Source organism: Microcoleus sp. C2D2 (genome assembly GCF_036702495.1).
Taxonomy (GTDB): Bacteria; Cyanobacteriota; Cyanobacteriia; order Cyanobacteriales; family Microcoleaceae; genus Microcoleus.
Map to the genome: position 1 here is coordinate 1 of NZ_JAUBTO010000201.1, position 11,302 is coordinate 11,302.

The 11,302-nt window shown below is 41.9% G+C and carries 11 protein-coding genes and 1 pseudogene; 1 reads left to right on the forward strand and 11 read right to left on the reverse strand.

What is annotated here, in order from left to right:
• Positions 1-33: 33 nt before the first annotated feature.
• The 8 genes from QUB61_RS34785 to QUB61_RS34820 all read right to left on the reverse strand — a co-directional run bounded on the left by QUB61_RS34785 (position 34) and on the right by QUB61_RS34820 (position 7,024).
• A complete protein-coding gene (locus QUB61_RS34785; protein ID WP_333135357.1) occupies positions 34-1,443 on the reverse strand; it encodes a DEAD/DEAH box helicase family protein in 1,410 nt (469 codons plus the stop codon).
• 4 nt (positions 1,444-1,447) lie between these two features.
• A complete protein-coding gene (locus QUB61_RS34790) occupies positions 1,448-1,930 on the reverse strand; it encodes a type II toxin-antitoxin system VapC family toxin (protein WP_333135359.1) in 483 nt (160 codons plus the stop codon).
• A complete protein-coding gene (locus QUB61_RS34795; RefSeq protein WP_333135362.1) occupies positions 1,923-3,236 on the reverse strand; it encodes an AAA family ATPase in 1,314 nt (437 codons plus the stop codon). Before QUB61_RS34795 ends, QUB61_RS34790 begins: the two co-directional genes overlap by 8 nt.
• 1 nt (position 3,237) lies before the next feature.
• A complete protein-coding gene (locus QUB61_RS34800) occupies positions 3,238-4,437 on the reverse strand; it encodes a restriction endonuclease subunit S (protein WP_333135364.1) in 1,200 nt (399 codons plus the stop codon).
• Complete coding sequence (locus QUB61_RS34805; protein WP_333135366.1) at positions 4,434-5,972, reverse strand: class I SAM-dependent DNA methyltransferase; 1,539 nt, start codon at positions 5,970-5,972, stop codon at positions 4,434-4,436. The genes QUB61_RS34800 and QUB61_RS34805 overlap by 4 nt, the downstream gene beginning before the upstream one ends.
• Positions 5,973-6,022: 50 nt before the next feature.
• Complete coding sequence (locus QUB61_RS34810) at positions 6,023-6,190, reverse strand: hypothetical protein (protein ID WP_333135368.1); 168 nt, start codon at positions 6,188-6,190, stop codon at positions 6,023-6,025.
• A 19-nt stretch (positions 6,191-6,209) separates the two neighbouring features.
• Positions 6,210-6,743 (reverse strand): hypothetical protein, encoded by a 534-nt coding sequence (locus QUB61_RS34815; RefSeq protein ID WP_333135370.1) that lies wholly within the window; start codon positions 6,741-6,743, stop codon positions 6,210-6,212.
• Positions 6,744-6,862: 119 nt separating this feature from the next.
• Positions 6,863-7,024 (reverse strand): hypothetical protein, encoded by a 162-nt coding sequence (locus QUB61_RS34820; protein ID WP_333135372.1) that lies wholly within the window; start codon positions 7,022-7,024, stop codon positions 6,863-6,865.
• Positions 7,025-7,245: 221 nt separating this feature from the next.
• Here QUB61_RS34820 and QUB61_RS34825 point away from each other — a divergent pair, with 221 nt between their 5' ends.
• Entirely contained in the window at positions 7,246-9,237 is a 1,992-nt protein-coding gene (locus tag QUB61_RS34825) for a P-loop NTPase fold protein (RefSeq protein WP_333135374.1), read from the forward strand.
• Positions 9,238-9,292: 55 nt separating this feature from the next.
• Here QUB61_RS34825 and QUB61_RS34830 read toward each other — a convergent pair whose 3' ends face one another.
• From QUB61_RS34830 to QUB61_RS34840, 3 genes and pseudogenes are all read right to left on the reverse strand, one after another.
• Positions 9,293-9,859: a hypothetical protein gene (locus QUB61_RS34830; RefSeq protein ID WP_333135376.1), complete on the reverse strand. Its 567-nt coding sequence runs from the start codon at positions 9,857-9,859 to the stop codon at positions 9,293-9,295.
• Between the two features lie 124 nt (positions 9,860-9,983).
• Complete coding sequence (locus tag QUB61_RS34835) at positions 9,984-10,685, reverse strand: group II intron maturase-specific domain-containing protein (protein WP_333135378.1); 702 nt, start codon at positions 10,683-10,685, stop codon at positions 9,984-9,986.
• A 24-nt stretch (positions 10,686-10,709) separates the two neighbouring features.
• Positions 10,710-11,213, reverse strand: a pseudogene (locus tag QUB61_RS34840) (reverse transcriptase/maturase family protein); the annotation flags it as partial.
• Between the last annotated feature and the right edge of the window lie 89 nt (positions 11,214-11,302).

The following is an 11,302-nucleotide window of genomic DNA, read 5'->3' on the forward strand; positions in this document are numbered from 1 at the left end:
GCTTTAAGTCGGGGAGTTTTTCCATTCCTTGATCTAATGTCTATCTCGTCTTCTTGTCAAGGGGGTTGAGCAATTACCATTAATTAATCCCATCATGGTTGGATAGGTGCAAGCAAATACCCGTCCTTCCGTATCTTTTTCTGTGACTAAGTTTACTGGCGCGGCATCGGGGAGATGTTTCTTAAATACATTGATTGCCTGATTTACCAAAGCTACACGATCCGCTAGAAATAGAACCCGTTTCGCCCAGTTACAACGCATCAGCAGATCGACCAAGGCGATCGCGGTTCTGGTTTTCCCTGCACCAGTCGCCATAACTATCAGGGCTTTGCGCTCTTTATCAGTCTCTAAGGCTTCGGTAATGTGACGGATGCCACGAGTTTGATAATAGCGTTCGGCAATGGTGGGGTTAATTGTGCCTGCTGCTAAAGATTTACGAGTAGCTCGGCGCTGTATAAGTAATTGTAATTCAGTTTTTTTATAGAATCCTTGCACCTGTCGCGGTGGGTAATTAGTATCATCCCACAGCCAATGCTCGTAACCGTTAGAGTAGAAAATAACGGGACGCTGATTAAATTGGTTTTCTAGGCAATCGGCATATAGCTTAGCCTGTTGTTGCCCGGTGCGGGGGTCGTTTCGGGTGCGCTTCGCTTCTACGACTGCCAGAGGTTTACCATCATCGCCCCAGAGGACGTAATCAACAAAACCTTGACCTGATGAATTGGGCATCCCTGTAACCGGAAACTCCCGATCGCGTTGTTGATCTAAGTTCCATCCGGCTTCTTTTAACAAAAGGTCTATGAAGATGTCGCGGGTTTGTGCCTCAGAATAATCATGGGTATCGGGTTGGATGACACTGGCTTCCTTGACTGCTGCCAATTCTGCCCGTAGTTGTTTCAGTTCTTCATCAAGTGCATTCTTGTCTGCTAGAACTGTTGAGAGCTTTTCATCGCGATCGCGTAGTTGAGTTTCTAGTTTCTGAAGTTGTTCAATGGTTTGCTTAGGAACTGGTGCAGTCTTGGGCAATGCGTCAGAGTTGAAGGTAAGCCCCGCATTTGGTTTGCTACTGCGTCCATAGGTGTGTGCTAACCAATATGTAACATGAAACAACTCCCGTACAGTATTTATAGCATCATTAACAGAGATAGGTCGGGCGCTGTGTACTGCCGGATTTCCTAGTTTGATAATGACTCTTGCTTTGTTAAATATTGCTTCACCTACTAAGTTTTTAAAGGTAGGTTCGTGAATCAAGGCGCTTAGGTTGTCTTGATAAGGCAGTTCTAGGGAATTATCGTACTTATATAACCAATTAACGGTTAACTCCAAAGTTCGACGGGCATAAAAGCAAGCAGTGCGAGGGTCTGGATGTACTGTATCAACTGCTTTCTTGGCGGATTCATAAATTGTAGGGAATTCAGCTTGGAGGAAAGCAAACTGGGTCATATATTTATGTAGGCATTTGGTGATAGTTCTCTAAATCCTTGTCTAGTGACCAGATAAAAACTTCACTCATTGAGAAGATATTACAGGACTTCTGGAATTCCTGAATGATGCTGAGATCGCCGAAACTTGTTCCTTCTTGTTTATTAGGAGCTTTGTTTTTACCAGCTTCATCAGGAAACTGGTCAATCCACTCCAGTATCTCTGCTGTACTCGGGAATGGAGTAGGCCTCCAGGGAGCTATGCCTGCGAAGGCTGCTTTAACTTGTTCAACAAAACGTATGGCGGTTTTCCTTCGTAGTGTGCCGTCCCCGTTTTGGGCAATGTGGTTGCCTGTTTCGAGTATGGTTGCCATCGGCAACAGAAAAGTACAGCCAGCTTGAGAATAGGTCTTAAAATCTTCTAGAACTGATGCTCTATGCTGATTATAGTTGGGAACGTTGAGTATTTCGAGGAATATGCTGGTATCAATCAGACAAATACTACTCATTGCCGTACTCCTGTAACCGAGACAGCCATGCCATAGCTTGCTGTTTTCTGTCTTCAGGGGTGTGCGGCGATTTGACGAATCGATCGACTACCCCAGCAGTTACCAGTTGACCGAGCGGCCCCTGAGATATCAGACTAGGAAAATCGTACATCTCCCCAAGCCGTACCAGGCGGCTATCTCCTTCCTCTGGATTGCGGAAACAAAACACTACATCGCCGATCGCCTCATCGGGTAAGGCATCCATTAAGGCTGGGTTGTGGGTAGACAGTAGGACTCGTAGTTTACGTCGCTCCGCAATATCTCGGATGCTGGCGAGTAAATGCTTGGCGCGGTTGGGATGAACGCCGTTGTCGATTTCCTCGATGACAACTAAACTGCCTTCGGTAGCCGATAGCATAGCAGCCGCGATCGCTAACACCCGCAAGGTGCCATCGGATAATAATGCGGCCTCACAATAGCGACGGTTATTGCCAAAGGTTTCTGCTAGTCGCACCATGACTTCATCCCGTGGGCCGAAAAGGAAATCTAGCCCATCTATAGCCTGTTCTGGTAAACTCTGGATAAAGTTGAGAATTGCCTGTTGATTTTCGGCTTGGTTCTCCCACAGGCGATACAGGACGCTGGAAAGATTAGTACCATCTTCTTGTAATCGCTTATCAGACTTGAAGCTGTACTCGCGCATTCTGGCGGGAACGGGATCTAGAAACAAGATGTTCTTTAAGACTCGTTGATATTCGCCGACGATCTCAGGAATTATTTTTTGGGATTTGGGATACTTTGCATCAAAATGGGCAGGGGTGTCTAATTGTACAAATATAGCCATCTGATCGCTGCACGTTACTCGTGGCTTGTTCTTCCCCTTTGTAAAGTTGTTATATGCCACACCAACATCAGTCCCTACTCCTTGAGAAGGCTGATCTAGGTCATATAGCGGGACTTGACTTGTCGAGCCAACAATTCGCTCATTACTGATGTGCAGTTCTCCGTCACGCACATTCAGGGTTATATCGAGTTGGTTCCATTCTGGGTAGTCTAAACGGCAACCAATGGTAAAATTTGACTCTCCCCGATGGCACAAGTCATTTACTCGACCGCGTACAACGCGCTCTGCACTATTCACCGTATATTGAATGCTGGAGAGTTTTTGTCCTTGTGCTAGCCAGGACAGAAAGCGCAAACCTTCAAGAGCGTTACTTTTGCCTGCGGCATTGGCTCCGATTAGTACGGTCAGCGGCCCAAGAGGCAATCGGCTTGTGCTGTAACTTTTGAAGTTGGCGAGGGTAAATTCAGTTAGCATGGCGTTCATCTCATAATTCTCCTCGGAATGCACGATGTTGGAGGGAGGCAAAAAGGGCATCGAGTTCTGACAGTGAGGCGCGGTGTGCTGCTTTGAGTTTATCTACAGCTTCGGCGCGACGAGTAAATTCTTTTTGTAGAGAAAGAGAAGGGATAAAAATAGGCATAGACTTGATGATGGCCATATTTAACCCTGCCATGATCGCCCCTTTTTTTGTCTGATTAAGATATTGCCGAGCAATCGGATGTAAGAGAAAGTAAGCATGGAGAAAACGCGGCAAGCACTTCGCCGGGTTGAGAGTAATACAACAAAGGTGTTTCGTATTAATGGCAACTGGTATATTGTCTGGAACAACAGCACATCTTCCACACGTCCCCATAATTGTTATGATCACGTCCCCAGGTCTGACAGTATAGTGTTTTAGTCCGCGATACTTCAACTCAGAAATAAACCTGCGTTCACCCCATCGAAATTCATTTGCAACAGCATTATCAATACCTAGCACTGCTACACCTTCCTCTACAAACTCACTATGAAGAAGGTTGCTTCCGAATGGCCCTGTCCTAATTGATCCACTACTCGGATGAACTATCTCAGCAATTGTTTCCATCGCCCAACCATTTAATACTGGCTCGCCGAACATCTCAAAAAATATGGCTTGGGTGAGGGTGTCGAGTTGTGCGATCGCCTCCCGACGTTTAGACCTGAGTTCTTCGGCGCGATCGAGTATCTCTGCAATCCGCTTCTGTTCTTCTAATGGCGGGAGGGGGATTTGAACTCCTTTAACTAAATCGATGTTTAGATTTTTGACAGTTGCGCCTGCTGCACGGCGTGCAAACTCCAAATACACAGCATTCGAGCCAAGTAAATGAAAGAAGTAGTTAGAATCAACGTTCTCCAGGCGATTGCTTAGAACAAGCCATCCGTCATGAATACAACCCGATGTTTTCATGATATAAGGTCTGCCAAAACTCATCGAATTAGTCAGCACAAAATCTCCTGGATAGACCATTCGTGAGTTTTTTACACCTTCTTTCCGAATGCGCTTCTTGGTCGAAGTTATATATTTTGAGCTTTCGGAAGCATCGGCGATCATAATCCAATTCACACCGTCAACATCATCAGTAATGTAGTTCTGTATCGGTCTTGGGGAACCCCCACGAGCGATATCGAAAATGTCTCCCAAGGCAACTAACGGCCAAGTCGTCATTTCAGCATTCCCTCCAATTTCTCCATCCCCTGCTGAATTTCCACCTCTAACTTCGCCAAATTAGCGAGGATGTCTTTGGGTGCGAGATGTTCCACTTCTTCATGCACCACTTCCTTATAACGATTCAGGCTGAGGTCGTACCCCTGAGAAGCAATATCAGCCTTGGGCACACAGAAACTTTGAGCAGTGCGCGATCGCTCTCGTTCCGTTGTATTTCGCAGTTGCCAACGACTCAACACATCCGGCAGATTATTCTTAGTATGTTCCTCTGCTGTTAACCCAGAAGTAGGCACAGCACCTAATTTATCTTCAGAAAGCAAAGGCGTTCTTTTATCGTCCAAACTCCAGCCGTCAGCATTCACATTGTAGAACCAAACAGAATCTGTTCCACCTGAATTAGTTTTAGTAAATAGTAAAATCGCAGTAGAAACACCCGCATAAGGCTTAAATACACCACCAGGCAGAGAAATTACAGCATCAAGCTTCTGTTCTTCCACCAACAACCGTCGCAATTCCTTATGAGCCTTAGAAGAACCAAAAAGCACCCCATCCGGCACAATTACTGCTGCCCGTCCCCCTGGTTTCAACAATCTTAAAAACAAAGCCAGGAATAGTAACTCAGTTTTCTTAGTTTTGACGATCGCCTGCAAATCTTTAGCCGTGTTCTCATAGTCCAACGACCCCGCAAAGGGTGGATTAGCAAGGACAAGGGTATAAGATTCTGCATCACTAGAATGTTCCTGTGCCAGCGAATCCTGATAGCGAACATCCGGATTTTCTACTCCATGCAAAAGCATATTCATACTGCCAATCCGCAGCATGGTATTGTCAAAATCGAACCCGTGAAACATCTGATGGTGGAAATGCTGCTTCATCTTGGTATCGCGCAGAATTTCCGGGTGATGCGATCGCAGATATTCATTAGCAGCCACCAGAAAACCGCAAGTTCCACTCGCTGGATCACAAATCACATCGCCTGGGCTGGGTGCAGTCAGTTCCACCATCAACTGAATAACGTGGCGCGGTGTGCGAAACTGTCCGTTTTGTCCAGCGGAGGCAATCTTGCCCAACATATATTCGTAAAGGTCGCCTTTAGTGTCCCGGTCTTCCATCGGTACACCATCCAGCAAATCCACCACTTTAGAAAGCAGGGCCGGTGTCGGAATTGTGAAGCGGGCATCCTTCATGTGGTGCGCGTAAGTCGAACCATCGCCTCCCAAAGTCCGCAGGAAAGGGAAAACATGATCGTTGACGACCTCAAACATCTCCTTCGGTGCAAAATTCTTGAACCTCGACCAACGCAAATCCTCATAGGAGCGTTTTTTGATATCTTCCCCTTCTGGGAAAATCCGGCGTTCCATTGGGCGCTTGAGCCGATTAGCTTTGTTTTCTTCCAGAGTATGTAAATCGTCGAGACGACGCAGAAACAGCAGATAAGTAATCTGCTCGATGACTTCGAGGGGATTGGAGATACCACCGGACCAGAAGGCATCCCAGATTTTATCTATTTGACTTTTGATTTCCCCAGATATCATAATATTGCGCTTTCTTGTCCCATAGATAATTCTAAAAATTTGGGTGAGTATTAGTTTAGCTTGGATGTGGTTTTGCTGGGATATGCGATCGAGCAATCTATCTGCTGCTTGTACTCCAGTTTGAACGTTTCACCCTCTAGCTGCTGCTGAAGGTGGTGGCGAAGGTGGCGGATTAGGTCGATGCGATCGCGGCGGGGCGGATAGTGGGTCGCGCCCAATCAGCAGCCTGAGACTCGTCTATTTAGAGAGATTTTCAACATCATTTACGAATGTACCTAAAATCGACTCCTCATTTATTTGATTATTTTGATGTCCTAAGTCTTTTCGCATTGCTAGTAGCATTTGACCAAACAACAGAATAGGAGTGGTTGAAGAATCTTGCTTGTTTGCCATTTGGCGAAACTTAATGTATAAATTTAAAACATCGTCAGATGCCCATAAAATTAAATCAGGTGTCATGTCATGGATGCTTTTAATTAACTCTTCTTCACTTTTAGGTTCTTGCCCTAACTTTTGGGCAAATATACTATCAAAGAAAAGGTTAATAACTTTGTCATATATTTCAATCTTTTTTGGCTTCTGTTCATTGCGGACTTGAATATTAAAATTACCTGCAACTGTAATCAATGCGCCTAATGAAGCAATTATAATTGTGATAAATTGCCAAGGTGCTTGACCAATTTCATAAAATAAAGCCCAGATGATTGCACCCAAAATTGCAACACCAATTAATCCAAGCCCAGCATTCTGCCAATTTGTATTACTTTCCACTAACTTACTCTCCTTTAATAATATTCATATTCTCAGTCATCAACCATACAAATAATCTACACTATCATCTATTTCTGTTTTCCACTATTTCCAAAATCTCAACTATTGTGAGGATATAGCTATCCTACAGCATTGCGATCGCAAATACTATAACGCTCAATATCTTTTTTTTTTGCCAAACACCAGCCTGTCATTTCTCGAATTGAGGGCGATCGCGAAAATCCGTCCGTTGCATTTTCGGTTTTGCCCTCCTGGTGGAATGTCTGGGGTACTGCTGGCATTTGGTGGCGATCGCTCTTTCTTGAAGAGCGGTATCAGCCTACTTCCTGGCCAATGATGTTGAAGACTAATGCAGTGATAGTGATATAATAGCCGAGCGTTAAGCAAAATAGGCGATCGTACAATTTTTTACGGCGACTGAGAAAATAAAGATTATTGCAGGAGACTCAATCAAATTAAATGATTGATACTTCTTGATATTATTAATTTTACCAAAAAACTTATGCCAGACCAAATAACTAGCACAAATAATCAGTATATTTCTGAGCAAAATCAGCATATCCAACAATACTTAGACTATTACTGTAAATTACCTCAGTCCCCTAAATTCGCTATCTTGCTTAAAGGGAAATGGGGTTGTGGTAAAACATGGTTTATAAATCAGTATCGTGAAAAATTAAAAACAGAAGGTAAAAAATCTTTATATGTTAGCCTATACGGTGTCACTAATTATTCAGAAATAGAAGACAATCTTTTTAAACAATTGAATCCTTTACTTGCCTCTCAAGGGATGGTGATAGCGGGTCAAATCGTTAAAGGTTTGCTAAAAGGCACATTAAAAATTGATTTAGACAATGATGGTCAACAAAATGGAATGTGGAATTTTTCTATTCCCGATATAGAGATACTTAAAAAATTTGAGGATTCTCAATTTAGCGTTTTAATATTTGATGACTTAGAACGTTGTAGCATAAATATTGAAAATATATTGGGATATATCAATAATTTTGTAGATTCCCAAAACTTAAAAGTAGTCATAATTGCAAATGAAGATGAAATAAATAACGATCGAGACAAAAAAGAAAAATACAACAAAACCAAGGAAAAACTAATTGGGAAAACTTTTGACGTTTTTCCTGACTTTTCTGGGGCATTAAATATAACCATCAATCAAATATCTAATCCGCAAGTCAAAGAAATTTTGACAAAAAACTTGGCTCTCCTTGAAGAGTTGTACAGGCAAGCAGAGTGTACAAATTTAAGAATTTTGAACCAAGTAATCTTGGATTTTGAACGAATTTTTGAAAACTTACCAGAAAAAGCTCAGAATAAATCAAAATTAGTAGAAGAAGTCTTAGAATTATTAACAATTTTATCTATTGAAATTTCTTGTGCCAGACTTCATCCCCAAGAAATTAGTCAAATAGATCGGGAATTAGCTAAAGAAATGATGTCAGAGAGAAGGGGCAATAATCATAGTGATTTAATAGAAAAAAATAATGCCAATACTAAAAATTCTGAACATAAATACTCTATATTCAAAAAGTATCAAAACCTTTATAACTCTTATTACTTTAGTGGATTACTAGCTTTTTCCAGAGTGTACCCAAGCTTATTATGGTGGGAAGCTTTTTTTGACAAAGGTCTGATCGATCAGAAAGATTTAGAAGAATCACTGCCAAATTCCAAATTTTATCAAGAGGAAAACGCACCCAATTGGATGAAATTGTTGCGTTATAGTATGCTTACTGATGAAGAATTCGAGAAAACACTTGATCTAGTTAAATCAGAGTATCTGAATAGGGCCTTTGAGGATATTGGAATAATCAAGCATATTACCGGATTATTCTTACTATTTTCTGATGTTGAGGTATACAACAAGGACAAAGAATCTATTATTGATGAAGCTAAAAAATATATTGATGAACTAAAGAATTATGGCAGGCTAAATACAGAGTATAGTTCTAATCCATTCGGAGATGTTTATATGAGTATTGAATTTAATAGTAAAGATGATCGATGCTTTAAAGATTTTGATAATTATATTAAGCAATGTCAAGAAAAAGTAAGGATTCAAAATATGCCCAATGAAGCTAAAAAGATACTAGATATGATGCAAAATAACATGGCTATGTTTCAACATACAATATTTTTAAATGCTGCAAGCAATTTCGATAGTTTAGGGCAAAAATCTTATTATGATTATCCGATATTGAAATATTTGCCTCCAGAAGATTTTATAAAAACATTTTTGATATTGCCTTATCAGGATATGAGCTATATTTTTTACTGTCTAAGAAACAGATATAGCAGCCAAAATTTTGTGAAAATTTTAGTTGATGAGCTAAATTTTGTGAAGGAGCTTCAAAGTTTATTACTAGCAGAAATTTATAAAAAAAGAGGAAAAATTAGCGGATACTTATTAAGGTCTCTCAATGAAGAATACTTAGAAGGAATTATTAGTAATCTCGAACAAGTAGAACAACCTTTTTAAGGGTATTGACTCTGCGCCGTCTGTCACCCGCCCATCAAAAAAAAACCAGCATCGGTTATTTTCTCGCCAAATCGCCAAGGCGAACGGATTCAGCAACGATACCCGAACCAGACTGCAATCCATAACCTTCTACATATTCTCTAGCTAGTTTGTAAGCCCAATAGGGAAAATCTGGCTCTACGAAACACCGCAGTGCATACTCTAGCTTTAGTAAATCTCCGCTGCGGACAAAGCGCACCGTCGTCCACCTATTTTTGCGGTAGTCATCCCCTTGCAACCCATCAATGTCTCTCAATAAGTTTCTGAGAGATTGCCGACTTTCAGAACTAGGATTTTCTCGGTAACTTTGCATCAGCGCGATCGCCTCATCCACTAACTGTTGTTGCTGTGCCCATTCTTCACTGGTGAAATGTTCGGGACAAATCGCCTGATTCATCTGCTGCACCCGTTGGGCAATGTAGAGTGCAAATTTTTCAGCGGCAACCTCATCAGCGCACAGACTTTTGATACTCGTAAGCCTGGTTATCGGTATGGCAAATCGCGCTTTTTCAACTTCCTTGGTGGCTTGAATCCACTTTTTGATTTTATTGGCAGTAGCACGTTGTTGGTTGCTTTGTTTCATTCTCAATTATCGACTGGTAGAGTCGATAGGGGCATTTCTACCCCTACCTCTCCTTCAAAACGGAACGTGAAACTTTCGCTTCATTCCGCTCCTTGATATCTTCATCCTTTGTTAAGGATACAACTCAAAACGGATTATCATCATAGCTCTTTTGGAGGGAACTGTCATTTTCCGTTTTTGTGTCGTGACAGTGTTTATGCAGAAGTTGGAGGTTTTTGTATTCATCCTTACCGCCTAAAGAGCGGGGTTGAATATGGTCAACTTCTACAATATCTGTAGGTGTAAAGTACAGACCGCAGTGGGTACATTTACCTTTTTGTGTCTTAAGCAGTGTTGCTACTCTTGTTGGTGTTTCAGGGTATTCTCCACGTCTTTTGCTCCAATAAATCCAGTCACCGTTGTAAGGTGTTGAATTGCCCTTTACCTTGACGTGCCTTATTATTGGCGTTGTTTGGTGTTGGGCTAATTCTAGACCTTCTTCTGTGCTGAAACACCAATTTTTGTCGTCTACTGTTCGCCAGTATTTGTCTTTATTGATGCTACCTTTTCCCCGTCTTCTAGCCCATGCTCTTAATTTGTCGTAGGTAAGGTTATCGACTTTATTAAAGGTTTCCTTACTTACTACTGTAGAGTAATAGTTTGACCATCCCTTAATTATTGGATTCAGCCGACTAATTAAAGCAGTTTGAGGGGCGGTGTTATGGGTGTCTATTACTTCTTCAATTTTCACAAGATGAGCTTTGATTTTGGGTTGGGACGGAGCGATTAATGTTTTAAAACCGAGTGGTATTCCATGTGTATTTTTGGCGCTTCGGTAGTTACCCACCTTATGCTGTTGTACATGGAATCCTAAAAACTCAAACCCAACATTTCCATTGTATTCGCTGAGGGTGTGGGTTAATTTTGTCTTACTTGGCTTTAATTCTAAGTCTAAGTCACTCAACCAGTCCGCAATTACCTTTTGACAGGCTATTATTACTTCAATGTCTTTGTGAATAATCACAAAATCATCGGCATATCGGATTAAACTGATTTCTCTTCGTTGGTTAATGTTATTTCCTACGAATTGTTTAACCCGTTCTTCCATTCCATGAAGAGCTATATTAGCCAATAGCGGGGAAATGACCCCTCCTTGTGGCGTACCTTCAATGGTCGGAAAAATTTCACCTTGGTCTAATACCCCACTTTTAAGCCACGACTTAATTTGCTTTCGGAGTCGCGGATAGGTATTGATTTTGTCAAGTAATGCTTTGTGATTAATGCGGTCAAAGCATTTGGCAATATCAGCGTCTAGCACATATTTGGCTTTGGATCTGATACTGTCAAAGATAGCTCCTATTGCATCTTGACAAGACCTACCTGGTCTGTTAACCTAAGCCGGAGAGTCGCCTCCCCGGCTCGGCTCCAAAACCGTGCGTAAGAGTTTCCCCTTACACGGCTCCT

Bases quoted from the DNA above. Each gene is read 5' to 3' on its own strand.
- QUB61_RS34830 (WP_333135376.1), bottom strand. From the start codon at position 9,859: ATGAAACAAAGCAACCAACAACGTGCTACTGCCAATAAAATCAAAAAG.
- QUB61_RS34800 (WP_333135364.1), bottom strand. From the start codon at position 4,437: ATGACGACTTGGCCGTTAGTTGCCTTGGGAGACATTTTCGATATCGCT.
- QUB61_RS34785 (WP_333135357.1), bottom strand. From the start codon at position 1,443: ATGACCCAGTTTGCTTTCCTCCAAGCTGAATTCCCTACAATTTATGAA.
- QUB61_RS34825 (WP_333135374.1), top strand. From the start codon at position 7,246: ATGCCAGACCAAATAACTAGCACAAATAATCAGTATATTTCTGAGCAA.
- QUB61_RS34820 (WP_333135372.1), bottom strand. From the start codon at position 7,024: ATGCCAGCAGTACCCCAGACATTCCACCAGGAGGGCAAAACCGAAAAT.
- QUB61_RS34805 (WP_333135366.1), bottom strand. From the start codon at position 5,972: ATGATATCTGGGGAAATCAAAAGTCAAATAGATAAAATCTGGGATGCC.
- QUB61_RS34790 (WP_333135359.1), bottom strand. From the start codon at position 1,930: ATGAGTAGTATTTGTCTGATTGATACCAGCATATTCCTCGAAATACTC.
- QUB61_RS34795 (WP_333135362.1), bottom strand. From the start codon at position 3,236: ATGAACGCCATGCTAACTGAATTTACCCTCGCCAACTTCAAAAGTTAC.